This window comes from Pseudomonas sp. PLB05 (genome assembly GCF_021106615.1).
Taxonomy (GTDB): Bacteria; Pseudomonadota; Gammaproteobacteria; order Pseudomonadales; family Pseudomonadaceae; genus Chryseomonas; species Chryseomonas benzopyrenica.
The window spans coordinates 140721-157833 of the sequence record NZ_JAJOHO010000005.1; the positions used below are offsets into that span (position 1 = coordinate 140721).

General features: G+C 66.4%; 16 protein-coding genes. 9 read left to right on the top strand and 7 right to left on the bottom strand.

Going from position 1 to position 17113, the window contains the following annotated elements; translation table 11 throughout:
* Window positions 1-63 precede the first annotated feature (63 nt).
* From LRS53_RS20740 to xylA, 4 genes are all read right to left on the bottom strand, one after another.
* Window positions 64-1200, bottom strand: coding sequence for a sugar ABC transporter permease (locus LRS53_RS20740; protein ID WP_093255041.1), 1137 nt, complete (start codon window positions 1198-1200; stop codon window positions 64-66).
* The gene (xylG, locus tag LRS53_RS20745) at window positions 1200-2756 is read right to left on the bottom strand and encodes a D-xylose ABC transporter ATP-binding protein (RefSeq protein ID WP_231357165.1); all 1557 of its coding nucleotides are present in this window, start codon (window positions 2754-2756) and stop codon (window positions 1200-1202) included. The genes LRS53_RS20740 and xylG overlap by 1 nt, the downstream gene beginning before the upstream one ends.
* A gap of 63 nt (window positions 2757-2819) precedes the next feature.
* The gene (gene xylF / locus LRS53_RS20750) at window positions 2820-3821 is read right to left on the bottom strand and encodes a D-xylose ABC transporter substrate-binding protein (RefSeq protein WP_231357166.1); all 1002 of its coding nucleotides are present in this window, start codon (window positions 3819-3821) and stop codon (window positions 2820-2822) included.
* Window positions 3822-3938: 117 nt separating this feature from the next.
* A complete protein-coding gene (gene xylA / locus LRS53_RS20755) occupies window positions 3939-5255 on the bottom strand; it encodes a xylose isomerase (RefSeq protein ID WP_231357167.1) in 1317 nt (438 codons plus the stop codon).
* A 184-nt stretch (window positions 5256-5439) separates the two neighbouring features.
* Between xylA and LRS53_RS20760 the strand changes: the two genes are divergently transcribed.
* Window positions 5440-6693 (top strand): XylR family transcriptional regulator, encoded by a 1254-nt coding sequence (locus LRS53_RS20760; protein WP_231357168.1) that lies wholly within the window; start codon window positions 5440-5442, stop codon window positions 6691-6693.
* Here the strand turns inward: LRS53_RS20760 and LRS53_RS20765 are convergent.
* The gene (locus LRS53_RS20765; RefSeq protein WP_017639603.1) at window positions 6675-7205 is read right to left on the bottom strand and encodes a Dps family protein; all 531 of its coding nucleotides are present in this window, start codon (window positions 7203-7205) and stop codon (window positions 6675-6677) included. The two genes, LRS53_RS20760 and LRS53_RS20765, sit on opposite strands and share 19 nt — an antisense overlap.
* Before the next feature lie 373 nt (window positions 7206-7578).
* Between LRS53_RS20765 and LRS53_RS20770 the strand changes: the two genes are divergently transcribed.
* The 3 genes from LRS53_RS20770 to LRS53_RS20780 are packed head-to-tail and all read left to right on the top strand — an operon-like array spanning window position 7579 to window position 9673.
* On the top strand, window positions 7579-8292 hold the full coding sequence (locus LRS53_RS20770; RefSeq protein ID WP_231357169.1) for a hypothetical protein: 714 nt from the start codon (window positions 7579-7581) through the stop codon (window positions 8290-8292).
* On the top strand, window positions 8289-8702 hold the full coding sequence (locus LRS53_RS20775; RefSeq protein ID WP_093255052.1) for a phage holin family protein: 414 nt from the start codon (window positions 8289-8291) through the stop codon (window positions 8700-8702). Before LRS53_RS20770 ends, LRS53_RS20775 begins: the two co-directional genes overlap by 4 nt.
* Window positions 8699-9673: a DUF3618 domain-containing protein gene (locus LRS53_RS20780; protein WP_231357170.1), complete on the top strand. Its 975-nt coding sequence runs from the start codon at window positions 8699-8701 to the stop codon at window positions 9671-9673. Before LRS53_RS20775 ends, LRS53_RS20780 begins: the two co-directional genes overlap by 4 nt.
* A 97-nt stretch (window positions 9674-9770) precedes the next feature.
* On the opposite strand, the gene LRS53_RS20785 is transcribed toward LRS53_RS20780, so the two are convergent.
* Together LRS53_RS20785 and LRS53_RS20790 are read right to left on the bottom strand one after the other, a co-directional pair.
* On the bottom strand, window positions 9771-9923 hold the full coding sequence (locus LRS53_RS20785) for a hypothetical protein (protein ID WP_017639863.1): 153 nt from the start codon (window positions 9921-9923) through the stop codon (window positions 9771-9773).
* Window positions 9924-9990: 67 nt separating this feature from the next.
* Entirely contained in the window at window positions 9991-10971 is a 981-nt protein-coding gene (locus LRS53_RS20790) for an aldo/keto reductase (protein ID WP_231357171.1), read from the bottom strand.
* Window positions 10972-11083: 112 nt separating this feature from the next.
* On the opposite strand from LRS53_RS20790, the gene LRS53_RS20795 reads away from it, so the two are divergent.
* The 5 genes from LRS53_RS20795 (at window position 11084) to LRS53_RS20815 (ending at window position 17085) form a co-directional block, all read left to right on the top strand.
* Window positions 11084-11998, top strand: coding sequence for a LysR family transcriptional regulator (locus LRS53_RS20795; RefSeq protein WP_173149785.1), 915 nt, complete (start codon window positions 11084-11086; stop codon window positions 11996-11998).
* Window positions 11999-12068: 70 nt separating this feature from the next.
* Entirely contained in the window at window positions 12069-13802 is a 1734-nt protein-coding gene (locus LRS53_RS20800; protein WP_231357172.1) for an OPT/YSL family transporter, read from the top strand.
* Window positions 13803-14021: 219 nt separating this feature from the next.
* Complete coding sequence (locus LRS53_RS20805) at window positions 14022-15302, top strand: MFS transporter (protein WP_231357173.1); 1281 nt, start codon at window positions 14022-14024, stop codon at window positions 15300-15302.
* A gap of 135 nt (window positions 15303-15437) precedes the next feature.
* Window positions 15438-16496 (top strand): haloacid dehalogenase-like hydrolase, encoded by a 1059-nt coding sequence (locus LRS53_RS20810; protein WP_231357174.1) that lies wholly within the window; start codon window positions 15438-15440, stop codon window positions 16494-16496.
* A gap of 58 nt (window positions 16497-16554) precedes the next feature.
* Window positions 16555-17085: a glycine cleavage system protein R gene (locus LRS53_RS20815; protein WP_017639869.1), complete on the top strand. Its 531-nt coding sequence runs from the start codon at window positions 16555-16557 to the stop codon at window positions 17083-17085.
* The last annotated feature ends 28 nt before the right edge of the window (window positions 17086-17113 follow it).

A 17113-nucleotide genomic window follows, 5' to 3' on the forward strand; every position in this document is an offset into this window, starting at 1 on the left:
GCAATAGCTAGCCTGCCGTAGGGTGCATGACGGCGCAGCCTCATCTCCCGCTGGCCATCCCGCTCAGCGCCGGCTGGTGCGGGTGCTGACGTCGACCCAGACCGCCAGGACCAGGATGCTGCCCTTGACGATCATCTGCCAGTAGCTGTCCACGTCGAGCATGGACATGCCGTTGTCCAGGCTGGCGATCACCAGGGCGCCAAGCAAGGCGCCATAGACGGTGCCCGAGCCGCCGCGCATGGAGGTGCCGCCGATGAAGCAGGCGGCGATGGCGTCCAGTTCGCCCATGGTGCCGGCCGAGGGCGAGCCGGCGGCCAGGCGAGCGGTGTTGACCAGGCCGGCAAGGGCGCACATCACGCCCATCAGGCCGAAGATGCCGAGCTTGATCGCCCGGACGTTGATGCCCGACAACCGCGTGGCTTCCAGGTTGCTGCCCACCGCATAGATGCGCCGACCGAACACCGTCTGGCTGGTGATGTAGCTGAATACCCCGAGCAGCACCAGCAGGATCAGCACCGGCACCGGGATGCCGTCGTAGCGGTTGAGGGTCTGGATGAAGGCCACCAGCACCACGCCGATCACCACCACCCGCAGCACGTCGCGCCATAGTGGCGCCAGGCTCAGCCCCAGGGTCTTGCGCTTGCTGCGCTGGCGCCAGGTGAGCACCACGGCCACCGCGAACAGCAGCACGCCCAGGACGCTGCCCACCACCGGCGGCAGATAGCCCTGGCCGAGGTAGACCAGCTCCGGCGATACCGGCGCGACGGTGACGCCGCCGGTGAGTCCCAGCAGCACGCCGCGAAAGGCCAGCATGCCGCCGAGGCCGACGATGAACGACGGTATCCCCCGATAGGCACTCAGGTAGCCGTTGATCAGGCCGATCAGCAGACCGCCGGCGGCCACCGCCAGCAGAGTGATCGGCAGGGGCACGTGGTAGGTGACGTCGAGTATCGCCGCCACTCCGCCGAGCAGGCCGAGTTGCGAGCCCACCGACAGGTCGATCTCGCCGGCGATGATCACCAGCACCATGCCGCAGGCGAGGATGCCGGTGATGGACATTTGCCGCAGCAGGTTGGAAAGGTTGCGCGGGGTGACAAAGCCGCCTTCGGTCTGCCAGCTGAAGAACAGCCAGATCAGGGCCACGGCGATCAGCAGGGCGAGCATCTTGTAACGGGTGAACAGCTGTTTCACGGCGTGCATCAGAAGTGCTCCCGGGCTTGGGCGACCGCCCGTTCGGTGGTACCCAGGGCGGCGGCCAGTACCCGCTCCTGGGTCAGATTCTCATTGGGGAAATCGCCGCGCAGCCGGCCTTCGCCGAGCACCAGCACCCGGTCGGAGACGCCGAGCACCTCGGCCAGCTCCGAGGAGACCATGACGATGGCCACGCCCTCCGCCGCGAGCAGGCCGATCAGCCGGTAGATCTCGAACTTGGCGCCGACGTCGACGCCGCGGGTGGGCTCGTCGAGGATCAGCACCTTGGGCCGCGCCAGCAGCATCTTGGCGAGCACCGCCTTCTGCTGATTGCCACCGGAAAGGCCGGTGATGGGCAGGAAGGGGCTGCTGGTCTTGAGTTGCAGCCGGGCGATCTCGGCGTCGATGCAGGACAGTTCCGCTTCGCTGTCGATGCGGCTCAGGTGGGCGAATCTGTCCAACACCGTGAGGGTGATGTTGGAGCCCACCCCCAGGTCGGGAATGATGCCCTGGCGCTTGCGATCCTCCGGCACCAGGCACAGGCCGGCGCGGATGGATTTCAGTGGGGTACGGGTGTCGATGCGCTGGCCATGGAGCCAGACCTCGCCCTCGTAGCGGCCGTCGTAGGCACCGAAGATGGCCGAGACCAGTTCGGTGCGCCCGGCCCCCACCAGCCCGGCGATGCCGAGGATCTCGCCGGCGCGCACAGCGAAGGAGACGTCGTCGACGCGCTTGCGCTGGGGATTGTCGACGTCCAGGCAGGTGAAGCGACGCGCCTCGAAGATTACCTCGCCGATCTGGCGGGGGATCTGCGGATAGAGGTTGGTCATGGCGCGGCCGACCATCTGGGTGATGATGCGGTCGATGTCCATCTCGGCCATGGGGGTGGTGGCGATGTGCTTGCCGTCGCGGATCACCGTGATGGTGTCGCAGATGGCCGCCACCTCGTCGAGCTTGTGCGAGATGTAGACGCAGGCTACACCTTGCACCTTGAGGTCGCGGATGATGTCCAGCAGCACGGCGATCTCGGAGGTGGTCAGCGCCGAGGTCGGTTCGTCGAGGATCAGCAGCCGGGCGTTCTTGTTCAGCGCCTTGGCGATTTCCACCAGTTGCTGCAGGCCACCGCCGTACTGGGACACCGGCAGGGCCACGTTCATGTCCGGCACCTTGAGCCGGCGCATCAGCTCGGCCGAGCGCTGCAGCATGGTGGGATAGTCCAGCCGCCCGCCGAAGCGGCGCGGTTCGTGGCCCATGAAGATGTTCTCGGCCACGGACAGATCGGGTACCAGGGTCAGTTCCTGGTGGATGATGACGATGCCGGCCGCCTCGGATTCGGCGATGGACTGGGCTTCCAGGGGCCGCCCGTCCCAGCGGATCTCGCCTTCCCAGGTACCGTGGGGATAGACCGCCGAGAGCACCTTCATCAGGGTGGACTTGCCGGCGCCGTTCTCGCCGCACAGCCCTACGCATTCGCCCGGACGCACCTTGAGATCGATGCCGTCCAGCGCCCGCACTCCGCCAAAGCTCTTGGCGATGCCGTGCATTTCCAGCAGATAGTCGGCCATGGCCGCTCCTTGCCCAGGGGCCGCCCGACGCCAGGCGTCAGGCGACCAGCCGGTGGCCAGTGGTTATTTGCCGTCGATCTGGGCCTGGGTGTAGAAGCCGTCCTTGACCAGCAGGTCGACGTTGTCCTTGGTCAGCTCGGTGGGCGTGAGCAGCAGGGTGTCGACCTTCTTGGTGCCGTTGTCGTAGCTGGAGTTGAAGGCCGGCTTCTCGTTGCGCACCAGTTGCACCGACAGCTTGGCTGCCTCGGAGGCGATCAGCTTGAGCGGCTTGTAGACGGTCATGGTCTGGGTGCCGGCGATCACCCGCTTGATGGCGGCGAGGTCGGCGTCCTGACCGGACACGGCCACCTTGCCGGCCAGCTTCTGCGCGGCCAGGGCCTGGATGGCGCCGCCGGCGGTGGCGTCGTTGGAGGCGACGATGCCGTCGATCTTGTTGTCGTTGGCGGTCAGGGCGTTCTCGACGATGGCCAGGGCCTCGGTCGGGTTCCACTCCTTGACCCACTGCTGGCCGACGACCTTGACGTCGCCCTTGTCGATGGCCGGCTGCAGGACCTTCATCTGGCCCTGGCGGAGGATCTTGGCGTTGTTGTCGGTGGGCGCCCCGCCGAGCAGGAAGAAGTTGCCCTTGGGCTGGGCCTTGAGCACGCCACCGGCCTGCATCTCGCCGACCTTCTCGTTATCGAAGGAGATATAGGCGTCGATGTCGGCGTTGAGGATCAGGCGGTCATAGGAGATCACCTTGACCCCGGCCTTCTTGGCCTCGGCCACCACGTTGTTCAGCACCGTGGCGTTGAAGGGCACGATGACGATGGCGTCCACGCCGCGGGAGATCAGGTTCTCGATCTGCGACAGCTGGCGCTGTTCGTTGGCGTCGGCGGATTGCACATAGACCTTGGCCCCGAGTTGCTCGGCGGCAGCGACGAAATAGTCGCGGTCGCGGGCCCAGCGCTCCAGGCGCAGGTCGTCGATGGAAAAACCGATCTTGGGATGCTGGGCGTCGGCCTGGGCGAAACCGGTGGTGCAGAGGGCGAGCAGACCGGCAAGCAGGGTCGTCTTGAAGTTCATGGTGGCGTCCTTGGTTATTGTTGTTGTGGAGCGGGCGAACGGATTCGAGTGTAACGATTCAGCGGGCTGGCACAAGCGGGTCAGGCAGGCATTTCTGCCGACCCGCTCGCGCGGTCGCTAGCGATACAGATAGCGATTGACCACGCCTTCGAGCAGCTCCTGGCGACCGCTCACCGGCTGGGGCGCCAAGCCCTGGCTGAAGGTGTGCTCGGCTAGTTGTTCCAGACTCAGCTGACCACCCAGGATGCGCTGACCAAGGGACTGGTCCCAGCCGGCATAGCGCTCGGCCTTGAACTTACCCAGAGGGTCGTCCTGCAACAGTGCTGCGGCGCGTTCCAGGGACAGCGCCAGGGTGTCCATGGCCGCCACGTGGCCGTGGAACAGGTCGACGTCGTCCAGGCTCTGGCGCCGGACCTTGGCATCGAAGTTGAAGCCGCCACGGGTGAAGCCGCCGCCCTTGAGGATCTCGTAGATCGCCAGGGTCATCTCCTCGACGCTGTTGGGGAACTGGTCGGTGTCCCAGCCGTTCTGCGGATCGCCGCGGTTGGCGTCGATGCTGCCGAAGACGCCCAGGGCCACGGCGCTGGCGATCTCGTGCTGGAAGCTGTGCCCAGCCAGGGTGGCGTGGTTGGCCTCGATGTTGACCTTGATCTCCTTTTCAAGCCCGAATTGCTGCAGGAAACCGAAGACGGTGGCCACGTCATAGTCGTACTGGTGCTTGGTCGGCTCCTGGGGCTTGGGCTCGATCAGCAGATCGCCCTGGAAGCCGATGCGGTGCTTGTGTTCCACCACCATCTGCATGAAGCGGCCGAGTTGCTCGCGCTCGCGTTTGAGGTCGGTGTTGAGCAGGGTCTCGTAGCCTTCGCGACCGCCCCACAGTACATAGTTCTCGCCGCCCAGGCGGTGGGTGGCGTTCATCGCGGTGCAGACCTGGGTGGCCGCGCAGGCGAAGACTTCCGGATCGGGGTTGCTGGCGGCGCCGGCGGCGTAGCGCGGGTGGCTGAAGCAGTTAGCGGTGCCCCACAGCAGCTTGAGGCCGGACTCGCTCTGGTGGCGCTCCAGATCGTCCACCAGGCGGGCGAAGTTCTCGCGGTACTCGGTGAAGCTGGCGCCTTCGGGGGCGACGTCGGTGTCGTGGAAGCAGTAGTAGTCCACACCCAGCTTGCTGAAGAATTCGAAGGCCGCGGTGGCCTTGGCGCGGGCCTGCTCCAGGGGCGAACCCGCTGCCTGCCAGGGCCGCTGGAAGGTGCCCTGACCAAAGACATCGCTACCCGGCCAGACGAAGGTGTGCCAGTAGCAGACCGCCATCCGCAGGTGCTCGCGCATGGGCTTGCCCATGACCAGGCGATCGGCCTCGTAGTGGCGGAAGGCAAGCGGGGAATCGCTGTCGGGCCCGGCGTAGCGGACCTTTTCGACATTGGGGAAATAAGCCATGACGTTGTCCTTGTTCTTATCTGTCGCACCCGATACGGCGTACCGGTTTGTCTCGATGGTAGCGCCGCCACCTGGACTGCCTATTGTGAAAATCACCAGAGCCAGGTGCGATTTTGCCGCTTGAGGAGTCCAGGCGCCGGTCGTAGTCTGGAGCCCCGCCCGCGCTTCCTGCCGGAAATCCGCCATGCCCAGCCAGCCGCCCGTCCACCGCGTCGCCCTGCTGTTCAACGGCAGCAAGATCTACGATCGCGGCATCCTGGCCGGCATCGGCAACTACCTGAGCGGCACCCGGGCGCGCTGGGATCTGTTCCTGGAAGAGGATTTCCTCTGTCGACTCAAGGGCATCGAGCGCTGGCAGGGGGACGGCATCATCGCCGACTTCGACGATCCGGCGGTGAGCGCCGCCCTGGCTCACAGCACCCTGCCGGTGGTGGCCGTCGGCGGCTCCTACGCGACCCCTGGGGACTACCCGCCCGGCATCCCCTATGTGGCCACCGACAACGCCGCCCTGGTGCGACTGGCCTATGACCACCTGATCGAATCCGGGCTGACCCGCTTCGCCTGCTTCAGCCTGCCGGCCGCCGAGACCAATCGCTGGGCCGGCGAGCGCGAGGCGGCCTTTGCCGCCCTGCTCCGCCGCGATGGCCTGCCGGTGGAAATCTATAGCGGCCTGGAGACCAGCGCGCCGCTATGGGACACGGCCGTGGAACAGCTGATCGCCTGGCTGGAGGCGCTGCCCAAGCCGGTGGGCATCCTGGCAGTCACCGACGCCCGGGCGCGGCAACTCCTGCAGGCCTGCCTCACCGCCGGCATCCCGGTGCCGGAACAGGTGGCGCTGGTGGGGATCGACAACGATCCCCTGGCGCGCACCCTGACCCGCGTCCCTCTGACCTCGGTGATCCAGGGCACCGAGGCCATCGGTCGCGAGGCGGCGCGCCTGCTGCACCAGCGGCTGCACGGGGTCGAGCTGGGTGCGCCGCGGGTGCTGATCCCGCCGGAGGGCATCAATGTCCAGGCCTCCAGTCGCCACCAGGCGGTGCGCCATCCCCAGGTGATGCGCGCCCTGCACTTCATCCGGCAATACGCCTGCCAGGGCATCAAGACCGAGCAGGTCGCCAGCTATGTCGGCATCTCTCGCTCGGCGCTGGAGACGTCCTTTCGCCGCGAACTCGGCCGCAGCGTTCATGACGAGATCCTCGGCTTCAAGCTGGCCGCGGCCGCCGTCGCCCTGCAGGAAGAGGCGCCGAGCCTAGCCGAGGTTGCCCGACGCTGCGGCTTCACCTCGGCGCAGTACCTGCACGCGGTGTTTCGGCGCGAATTCGGCTGTACGCCGCGGCAGTATCAGCAGCGCCCCGTGGCGCTGAAAGACGCCCATGAAAAAGCCCGTCCAGAGACGGGCTTTCGGGAAGCGACCGTGGCTTATTTGCCGACGGTCTGACCCAGGAACCAGGCGCGCTCTTCGGCCTGGTCGATCCACTCTTCCAGCAGGCTGGTGGTGGAGACGTCATTGGCGTCGTCGGTCAGGGTGTGGGTGGTGCGCATGTAGGCGGCCAGCGACTGGTTGTCGTCGTGCAGCTCGGTCAGCATCTGATCCGCCGACAGATCGGTGGCATCGCTGCTGGCCAGACGCTTGAGTTGCACCATCTGCTCCAGGGAGCGCACGGTAGGCTGACCGATCTTGCGCGCACGCTCGGCGATCAGGTCGGTGATGCCATACAGCTGGGTGGCCTGCTCTTCCAGCAGCAGATGGTAGTCGCGGAAATGCGAGCCCTTCATGTGCCAGTGGTAGTTCTTGGTCTTGATGTACAGCGCGAAGACATCGGACAGCAGCACGGCCAGGGCTTCGCCTACGGCCTGCTGGTTCTGCAGGGTGGCGTCTTCGCCTTGATGGGCTTTCTGCTTGACGCTGGAAACGGTCTTGAGTTCTTGCTTGGCATTGGCAACGGCCATGAGAGATCTCCTGTCAGGACGTGAGAGAAAAAAGGGGTTCGCTTGGGTTGGCGCGAACATCAACGTCTGCAGAAATCGACCGCGCCAGGCGAAAATTCGTTCATCGAATTTGCATATCGCCACCATGGGCATGACGAATGGTTGCCGCTGTTGCGACTGCGTTTCATTGCCCGCCCTAGAGCCCACCCGCCACCGCTGCCGTTGCGCTTGTAGCTTGCTCTGTAGGCAAAACCGTTTGTCAGCTCCGCCATCAAACCGGCGCTGTGGGAGAACCGTCACTCCTTCTACCCGGTCACCTAAAGGCAAGGCACACGAACGGTCGCCGAGAGTTCTCTGCCGGCCAAGACAAGGTTCTGCACATAGGTACCAGCGTATGACGACGCCTCTCGATTCCGCTCAGGGACACCCCTCGCAGGCCAAGGACGGCTCTACGGCAGAAGCCCATCTGCACGACCTCAAGGAGGTCGCTCGGGACACGGTGCAAGACGCCAAGCAAGAAGGCGCTGCGCATTACGAACACTATCGCGATAGCGCGGCCGACCAGCTCGGCGCCATCGCCCAGAGCGCCCAGGCGGCCGCCGACGAACTGGAAGACAAGGACACCCTGGGCCTGGCGCACTATGTCAGCGACATGGCGCAAAGCCTGACCGGCCTGGCCGAGGACCTGCGCGGCAAGAGCGCCGAGCAGCTGCTGCACCAGGCCGGCACCCTGGCGCGGGACAATCCGGCCCTGTTCCTCACCAGCAGCATCGCCATCGGCTTCGGGCTGTCGCGTTTTCTCAAGGCTTCCAGCAAGCCAGATACCGGCAGCAGTTCGCGCGTCAGCGGCCCCGACGAGGTGCCCTCGCTGACCACGCCCTCGGTCGCGGCGGAAAACGAACTGGCGGAGCCGGCGGCGGGTGCCGATGTCATCCACACCAACAACATTCCCAAGGGTCCTGACCTCCATACCCCGACCACGACCCGTGGCGGCGACCCCATCGGCGGCGCGGCGATCAATCCGGCCCGCAGCGATAGCAGCCTGAACACCGGTACCTCGTCCAGCCAGCTGGATCGACCCACCCTGAGCGGAGGCAAGCAGCCATGATCAACGAGAATCCCACTCCGCGCCCCACCGAAGGCGATACCTCGGTCGTCGGTCTGGTCAAGCAGCTGGTCCATGAGGTCCCGGCGCTGTTCACCAAGGAACTGGCGCTGGCCAAGGCCGAACTGGGCGAATCCCTGCGCACCACCAAGGCCGGTGTGGCCGGGGTCGCCGCGGGTGCCATCGTGTTGCTGGCCGGCTTCATCGTGCTGCTGATGGGTGTCGTCTACTTCCTCTCCCAGTACCTCACGCCCTGGGCCGCCGCCCTGCTGGTGGGCGCCGTGGTCATGGTGATCGGCTTCATCATGCTGCAGTCGGGCAAGAAGCAATTCGAGCCGTCCCACTTCACCCCTGATCGCACCGTCAACAGCCTGCAGAAGGACAAGGACGCCGTACGGAGGGCCGCACAATGAGCATCACCGACCAGATCGATCAGGAATCCAGAAAGAATCCCGAGGAGCTCGAACGCGAGATCGACCAGAAGCGCGGACACATCGAAGACCTGGTGGGCGCGCTGGAAAGCCGCCTGTCGCCCGGCCAGCTGTTCGACCAGGCACTGTCCTACACCAAGGGGCACAGCGGTGAGTTCGCCCATAATCTGGGCAATACCCTCAAGGCCAATCCGGTCCCGGCGGTGCTGACCTCAGTGGGTCTGCTGTGGCTGGCCCTGGGCCAGAACCGCACCCCGGCGCCGGCCGCGCCGGGCACCCCGCTCAAGGACAAGCTGGCGGGGGCCATGGATTCAGTGGCCAGCAGTGCCGGCCATACCCGCGACTCCCTGAACCGTGGCAGTCACGATGTACGCGACAAGGTGACCGGCCTGGGCGAAAGCGTATCGGCCAAGGCCTCTCAGACGGGTGAGCGCTTGAGCGATACCGCGGCTCAGACCAAGGACGCCCTGGGTGCCCAGGCGCAACAGCTCAAGGGCACCTTCGATACCCTGCTGCGCGAACAACCGTTGGTGGTAGGCGCACTGGGCATCGCCCTCGGTGCGCTGCTGGGAGCCTCGCTGCCGCGCACCGAGACCGAGGATCGCGCCTTGGGCAAGCACAGCGACAAGCTGACCGCCAAGGCCAAGCAAGCGGCGAGCAGCGGCTATGAGCAGGTCAAGGCAGCGGGGCGCGACGTGGCGAGCGATGCGCGCCAGACTCGTCATGACCGGGATCAGCACGCTGGTACAGGACCGTCGTCCAGCCACCTGGGTAACGATCCCGACGCAGGCGTCGAGTCCATGGCAGGCTCCCCAACCGCTGGCACCGGCAGTACCCTGGGAGCCACTCAGGCGACCGCGGGCATGAACGTCGGTCGTACCGCTGCCCACGGCAATACGCCTGGTGCCGTAGGCGACGAGAGCGGCATGGCCACCCCGCCGCGCAGCGTCTAACCCGGCAAGACCGCCGGGGTCAGCAAAGGACCCCGGCCACAAACAGCAAAGGCGCACAGGTCTGGCCCGTGCGCCTTTGCTCGTTTCAGTACCCGCCTCAGTAACCCGGATCCGGATTTTCCTTGGGCTGCTCGGGCCGCTTGTCATTCTGCGGGCGCTGTTCTTCACCGCCCTGATTGAGTTCCTTGTGGGTCTCGCCGACCTTGCCGGCGTTTTCCGGCTTATGGTCGAGATCGTCGCGCTTGGCCATGATGCTCACCTCTTGTGGCTGAGTAGGTTAGGCAACGGCGCGAGGCCAGGGTGCCCGCGCCAGCAGATCAACGTAAGGGCGGCGCCATGAATTCCGGGCCCACCGGATCCTTGACGTGTTCGGCGAGGAGGGCGTCGATGGCCGCCAGGTCCTCGGCGGACAGCTGCCAGCCAAAGGCCTCGTCCAACCCCTGCAGCTGCTCGGGCTTGCGCGCACCCCAGAGGGCGATGGTCGGCCCCTGATCGAGGATCCAGCGCACCGCCAGGGCCAGCACCGACTTGCCATGACGCTCGCGGGCGAAGGCGGTCAGGGCCTCCACCGCGGCCAGGTACTGAGCGAAGCGCGGGGCCTGGAACTTGGGATCGCCCTGGCGCAAGTCGTCGCCGTCGAAGCGGGTCTCGGCATTCATGCGTCCGGACAGCAGCCCACGACACAGGGCGCCATAGGCCAGCACCACCAGACCGTGACGCTGGGCATAGGGCAGCACATCGGCCTCGATGGCGCGCTCGAAGAGGTTGTAGGGCGGCTGCACGGTGGACAGATTGGCGAACTGGCGGAAGGCTTCCAGCTGCTCGGGCGAATAGTTGCTCACGCCAATGGCGAGGATCTTGCCCTCCTGGCGCAGGCGCTCCAGTTCACGCGCGGTTTCTTCGTGGCGCACCTGGGGATCGGGCCAGTGCACCTGATAGAGGTCGATACGATCGGTGCGCAGGCGCCGCAGGGAATCCTCCACCTCCTGGCGGATGCGCGCGGCGCTGGCGTTGCGACGCACCTCTTCGTTGGGCCACTCCAGGGCCACTTTGGTGGCGATCACCGCCTGGTCGCGGATACCTTCCAGGGCCTTGCCGACGATCTCCTCGGAACGACCGAAGCCGTACACCGGGGCGGTGTCGATCAGGTTGATGCCGCCTTGGACGGCGCCACGGATGGTCTCGATGGAGCGGGCCTCGTCGGTACCGCCCCACATCCAGCCGCCAATGGCCCAGGTGCCGAGGCCGATACGGGAAACAGGGGTATCGATACCGGGGATGCGCAGGGTTTCAGTCATAGGGAGCTCCAGGCGAAGACGCCAGTCGGAAGGGTTAGCCTTGTGAGGCTAATTCAAAAGGCGTTGAATGGGGCTCAACGAACTCTTGATCCTTATCGCGTGAGGGTTATGCATGCCAACGCTGAATCGCGGCGAATTGGCCGATCTCAACGTCTTCGTCGCCCTGGTGCGCCGGCGCAGCTTTCGCCAGGCCGCCATCGAACTGGGCGTCACCACTTCGGCGCTGAGCCATGCCCTGCGCCAACTGGAGACCCGCCTGGGGGTCAAGCTGCTCAATCGCACCAGCCGCTCGGTGGTGCCGACCCTGGCCGGCGCGGCCTTGGCGGAAAAGCTCGAACAGGGTTTCACCCTCATCGGCGAGGCCCTGGGCGAGCTGGACCAGCACCGCGACGCCCCGGTCGGTCGCCTGCGCCTGAGCGTGCCGCGGGATGCGGCGCGCCTGCTGGTGACCCCGACCCTGCCTCGGCTACTGGCGGCCTATCCGCAACTGCAGCTGGACATCAGCGTCGAGGATCGTCCGGTGGACATCGTCGCCGACGGCCTCGATGCCGGCATCCGCTATGGCGACACCGTGCCCCAGGACATGGTCGCCCTGCCGCTCACCGACGAGTTGCGCTGGATCGTGGTGGGCGCCCCTGACTACCTGGCCCGCCACGGTCGGCCGCAGCGGCCGGACGATCTCGTCGAGCACCGCTGCGTGCGGCTGCGGCTGGGCAATGGCGCCCTCTATCGCTGGGAACTGGGCAGCGGCGCCACGACCCGCACACTGGACGTGCCGGGCCCGCTCACGGTCAACGAGACCGAGACCTCGATCCAGGCCGCCCTCGATGGCCTGGCCCTGGCCTACTGTCTGGAATGGCGGGTGGCCACGGAGCTGCGCGACGGCCGCCTGGAGCAGGTACTACCGGACTGGGCCTCGCCCGGTGCGCCCCTGTGCATCTACTACCCGAGTCGGCGCCAGCCCCCGCCAGGGCTGCGCCAGTTGATCGAGGCGGTGCGGCAGACCTGGATCGAGCGGCATCCCTGAACGGGCGAACCAACCGGCGCGGAGTGAGGTCCCCTGACCACGCCGTGATCGCCTGACCGAGGAGGCCCCCTTGCCCGCTGCCAACGCCGCCGCAACCGACCTGCCGCTGCCCGTGGAACGCGAACTCAGTCCGCGGGCGCTGCTCACCGGCGCGCTGCTGGGCATCCTGCTGACCCCGGCCAACGTCTATGCCGGGCTCAAGATCGGTTGGTCGTTCAACATGTCGATCATCGCCCTGCTGGTGAGCTACGGCCTCTGGCACCGCCTGGGTCGCCGCCTGCAGCAACCGGGCTGGACGCTGCACGAGAGCAACATCAACCAGACCGTGGCCTCGGCGGCCGCCAGCATCGTCTCCGGCGGCCTGGTGGCGCCCATCCCCGCCTATACGCTGCTGACCGGCCAGGAACTGCCGACCCTGCCGCTGATGGGCTGGGTGTTCGCGGTGAGCTTTCTCGGCATCTGGGTGGCCTGGTATCTGCGCCCCCTGCTGCTGGCCGATACCAGTCTGAGATTCCCCGAGGGCCTGGCCACCCTGGAGGCGCTGCGCCAGGTCTATGCCAGCGGCGCCGAGGCCCTGGCCCGGCTGCGGGTGCTCCTGGGCGCCCTGACGCTGTCGGCGGCGGTCAAACTGGTGGACACCTTCGCCTGGATGCTCCCGCGAGCGGCGCCTTCGCCCGCCCTGGAGCGGCTGACCTTCAGCTTCGATCCCTCGCTGCTGCTGCTCGGCTTTGGCGGCATCATCGGCCTCAGGGTCGGACTGTCGCTGCTGTTCGGCACTCTGCTGGCCTGGGGCGGTGTAGCGCCCTGGCTGCTGGCCAGCGGCGTCGCCGCGCTGCCGGCGGACGCCAGCGGCCCGCAATACGCCTTCCTGGTGCAATGGCTGCTCTGGCCGGGGGTGAGCCTGATGGTCAGCGCCACCCTGGCTTCCCTGGCGGTACGGCTGATCACCCTTCCGCGCGGCGAACGGCAGCGCCAGGGCTGGCAGCGACCCCGTGCCTGGCCACTGGCGCTGTTGCTGGTGGCGGCTCTGCTGGTGGTGGTGCTGCAGGTGCGGCTGTTCGGCATCGATCCCTGGCTGGCCCTGCTCGCCCTGCCCCTGGCGCTGTTTCTCGCCGCCATGGCCGCGCGGGTGGTGGGCGCCACCGGCATTCCCCCCATCGGCGCCATCGGCCAGCTGTCGCAGCTGACCTTTGGCCTGGCTGCCCCTGGCCAGGTCAACATCAACCTGATGGGCGCCAACACCGCCGGTGGCGCGGCTGGCCAGAGCACCGACCTGATGAACGATTTCAAGGTCGGCCAGGCCATCGGCGCCACGCCCGCCAAGCAGGTGGTGGCTCAGTGCCTGGGCATCGCCCTGGGCGCGGTGACCGGGGTGCTCACCTATCGGCTGCTGATTCCCGACCCCCAGGCGCTCCTGCTCAGCGCCGCCTGGCCGGCCCCGGCGGTGGCCCAGTGGAAGGCGGTGGCGGAAACCCTGACCCAGGGCCTGGGCGCACTGGATGGCGCCATGCGGCTGGGCATCGTCCTGGGCGCCCTGGCCGGCGTGCTATTGGGTCTGGCCGAAGCCCTGCTGCCTGCAAGACGCGCGCACTGGCTGCCCAGCTCGGCGGCCCTGGGCCTGGCCTTCATCCTGCCGGCCTCGGTGTCGCTGATGATGACCCTCGGCGCCCTGCTCACCGCCCTGGTGCGCTGGCGGGCGCCGCGCCTGGCCGAGCGCTTCGCCCTAGCAGCCGCGGCGGGGCTCATCGCCGGGGAAAGCCTGGCCGGTGTCGGTGCGGCCTTCTGGCAGATGCTCTCATCTTGAACTGCGACATCTTGTCAACTGGACAATAATTTCCAGACGTAATGTCGCGAAGCTTTCAATAACCTTTCAAACCCGTGAAATTCGGGGGTTGCGGTCCGATTCAGCTTGCCAGCGCGCTTTTGCAACACATAAGGTTACAAATAGTGCGACCCACCCACGAGAGGTCTGGGCGCCTTGCGCAAGCTGTCTCCATAACAAACCCAATCCGAGCTAGCAGTCATGGCCACCACCTCGAAAGCCAAATCCGTGTTCCGCGTCGTCAGCGGAAACTTCCTCGAAATGTACGACTTCATGGTCTATGGCTTCTATGCCACGGCCATCGCCAAGACCTTCTTTCCCGGCGATAACGAACTCGCCTCCCTGATGCTGTCGCTGGCCACCTTTGGCGCCGGCTTCCTGATGCGTCCCCTGGGGGCCATCTTCCTCGGCGCCTACATCGACCGGCACGGTCGGCGTCACGGCCTGATCGTCACCCTGGCGCTGATGGCCCTGGGTACCCTGCTGATCGCCGTGGTGCCGGGCTATGCCACCCTCGGCGTCGCCGCCCCGCTGCTGGTGCTGCTCGGCCGCCTGCTGCAGGGCTTCTCCGCTGGCGTCGAACTGGGCGGCGTGTCCGTCTACCTGTCGGAAATCGCCACTCCGGGCCGCAAGGGTTTCTTCGTCTCCTGGCAGTCCGCCAGTCAGCAGGTCGCGGTGGTCTTCACCGGCGTGCTGGGCGCGCTGCTCAACCACTGGCTGTCGCCCGCCGAGATGGGTGAATGGGGCTGGCGCATTCCCTTCCTGATCGGCTGCCTGATCGTGCCCTTCCTGTTCATGATCCGCCGCTCCCTGGAAGAAAGCCCGGAATTCGAGGCGCGCAAGCATCGCCCGACCTTCCGCGAGACCATGACCTCCATCCGCCAGAACTTCGGCGTGGTGCTGGCCGGTGTGGCCATGGTCTCCATGACCACCGCCTCCTTCTACTTGATCACCGCCTACACCCCGACCTTCGGCAAGCACGAGCTGAACCTGACCGCCCTGGACAGCCTCATCGTGACCGCCTGCGTGGGCGTGTCCAACTTCATCTGGCTGCCGGTGATGGGCGCCCTGAGCGATCGCGTCGGCCGGCGTCCGCTGCTGATCTTCGCCACCGTGCTGGCCATCCTCACCGCCTACCCGGCGATGATCTGGCTGACCCACGCCCCGGGCTTCTCGCGCCTGCTGATGGTCGAGCTGTGGTTGTCCTTCCTCTATGGCACCTACAACGGTGGCATGGTGGTGGCCCTGACCGAGGTGATGCCAGCCCATGTGCGCACCACCGGCTTCTCTCTGGCCTACAGCTTGGCCACCGCGACCTTCGGCGGCTTCACCCCCATGGTCTGCACCTGGCTGATCCAGGAGACCGGCAACAAGGCCGCCCCCGGCATGTGGCTGACCCTGGCCGCCGTGCTCGGCCTGGTCGCGACCCTGACGCTGTTCAAGGGCAACGCCCAGCCGCGCTTCAAGGCTGCTACCGCCTGAGGAGGTTGTCGCAGAGCGGCACGTTGTGCCGCTCTAGCATCTGGCCAGGTCGTCCCTCACCCTGATCTGTAACAGCTTTTTGCTAGGGTTGCGGCAGGCGACCGCACTGGGCGGTCGCTGTGCCGGAGCCCGCCGATGCCCACCCTTCCCCGCCTTCTCGCCGGTCTGGCCGGTGGTCTGCTGTCGCTGACCGCCGCTGCCACCGAGCTGACCCATTGGCCAGCCGACGCCGCCCGCCAACTCGATGCCCTGATCGCCGCCAATGCTAATAAGGGCAACTACGCGGTGTTCGACATGGACAACACCAGCTATCGCTACGACCTGGAGGAAGCCCTGCTGCCCTTCCTGGAAATGAAGGGCGTGCTGACCCGCGAGACCCTTGATCCTTCGCTCAAGCTGATCCCCTTCAAGGACGTCGGCGGCCACCAGGAAAGCCTCAACAGCTACTACTACCGGCTCTGCGAGATCGATGACCTGGTCTGCTATCCCTGGGTCGCCCAGGTGTTTTCCGGTTTCACCCTGCAGCAGCTCAAGGGCTATGTCGACGAGCTGATGGCCTACGGCAAGCCGATCCCCGCCACCTACTACGGCAAGGACGATAAGGTCGAGACGGTGGAGATCAATCCACCCAAGCCCTTCACCGGCCAGCAGGAGCTCTATCGCAAGCTGATGGAGAACGGTATCGAGGTCTATGTGATCAGCGCCGCCCACGAAGAGCTGGTGCGCATGGTGGCCGCCGATCTGCGCTACGGCTATGGCGTCAAGCCGGAAAATGTCATTGGCGTCACCACCCTGCTCAAGGACCCGGCCACCGGCGCCCTGACCACCGCCCGCAAGCAGATCGCCGAAGGCAAGTACGATCCCCAGGCCAACCTGAGGCTGCAGGTCACCCCCTACCTCTGGACCCCGGCCACCTGGTTCGCCGGCAAGTACGCGGCCATCCTCACCTACATCGATCCCTGGAAGAAGCCCATCCTGGTCGGCGGCGACACCCCGGTCAGCGACGGTCCCATGCTGTTCCAGGGCGTGGACGCCGCCAAGGGTGGCATCCACCTGTGGATCGACCGCAAGGCCAAGTACCGTACCCAGATCGAGGCGATGATGAAGAGCAACGCCGAGGGCCAGGCCAAGGCCGGGGTAGCGGTCAACGCCGACCAGCACTGGGTGATCGTCAAACCCGAGGATATCCAGTAGGCCCGCGCTCCAGGGCGGGCTAGACTCGGGGTTCTCTCTGACCGCCCTGGAGCCCGCCATGGAACACCTGGTCCTGACCGTCATCGCCCCCGATCGCCCCGGTCTGGTGGAAGCCCTGGCCGACTGCGTGGCCGCCCAGGGCGGTAACTGGCTGGAAAGCCGCATGGCCCATCTGGCCGGCCAGTTCGCCGGGATCCTTTCGGTGGAAGTGGAGCCGGAATTGCGCAATGGCCTGGTGGAGGCCCTGCAACAGCTGGCCATTCCCGGTCTGCGCATCCTGGTCGGCGAACCCGGCCAGCCGGCTGCGGTGGGTGCGCCGCTGGTGCAGCTCGACCTCCTGGGCAACGACCGCGTCGGCATCGTCCGCGACATCACCCGGGCGCTGCATCAGGTCGGGGTCAACGTCGAACGGCTGTCCACCGAGACGCGCCCGGCCCCCATGAGCAGCGAGGTGCTGTTCCATGCCACCGCCCTGCTGGCACTGCCGGCGGACCTGGCCCTCGAAACCCTGCAGGCCCATCTGGAAACCCTCACCGACGACCTGATGGTGGAGCTCAAGCTCTATCGGCACGGACATGACCAGCACTAAAGTAGGCTTCAGGGCAGCGATCTATAAA

Coding starts and splice junctions, on each gene's coding strand:
- xylF (WP_231357166.1), bottom strand. CDS start 3,821: ATGAACTTCAAGACGACCCTGCTTGCCGGTCTGCTCGCCCTCTGCACC.
- xylA (WP_231357167.1), bottom strand. CDS start 5,255: ATGGCTTATTTCCCCAATGTCGAAAAGGTCCGCTACGCCGGGCCCGAC.
- LRS53_RS20785 (WP_017639863.1), bottom strand. CDS start 9,923: ATGGCCAAGCGCGACGATCTCGACCATAAGCCGGAAAACGCCGGCAAG.
- LRS53_RS20810 (WP_231357174.1), top strand. CDS start 15,438: ATGCCCACCCTTCCCCGCCTTCTCGCCGGTCTGGCCGGTGGTCTGCTG.
- LRS53_RS20790 (WP_231357171.1), bottom strand. CDS start 10,971: ATGACTGAAACCCTGCGCATCCCCGGTATCGATACCCCTGTTTCCCGT.
- LRS53_RS20775 (WP_093255052.1), top strand. CDS start 8,289: ATGATCAACGAGAATCCCACTCCGCGCCCCACCGAAGGCGATACCTCG.
- LRS53_RS20795 (WP_173149785.1), top strand. CDS start 11,084: ATGCCAACGCTGAATCGCGGCGAATTGGCCGATCTCAACGTCTTCGTC.
- LRS53_RS20780 (WP_231357170.1), top strand. CDS start 8,699: ATGAGCATCACCGACCAGATCGATCAGGAATCCAGAAAGAATCCCGAG.
- LRS53_RS20765 (WP_017639603.1), bottom strand. CDS start 7,205: ATGGCCGTTGCCAATGCCAAGCAAGAACTCAAGACCGTTTCCAGCGTC.
- LRS53_RS20815 (WP_017639869.1), top strand. CDS start 16,555: ATGGAACACCTGGTCCTGACCGTCATCGCCCCCGATCGCCCCGGTCTG.
- LRS53_RS20805 (WP_231357173.1), top strand. CDS start 14,022: ATGGCCACCACCTCGAAAGCCAAATCCGTGTTCCGCGTCGTCAGCGGA.
- LRS53_RS20760 (WP_231357168.1), top strand. CDS start 5,440: ATGCCCAGCCAGCCGCCCGTCCACCGCGTCGCCCTGCTGTTCAACGGC.
- LRS53_RS20740 (WP_093255041.1), bottom strand. CDS start 1,200: ATGCACGCCGTGAAACAGCTGTTCACCCGTTACAAGATGCTCGCCCTG.
- LRS53_RS20770 (WP_231357169.1), top strand. CDS start 7,579: ATGACGACGCCTCTCGATTCCGCTCAGGGACACCCCTCGCAGGCCAAG.
- xylG (WP_231357165.1), bottom strand. CDS start 2,756: ATGGCCGACTATCTGCTGGAAATGCACGGCATCGCCAAGAGCTTTGGC.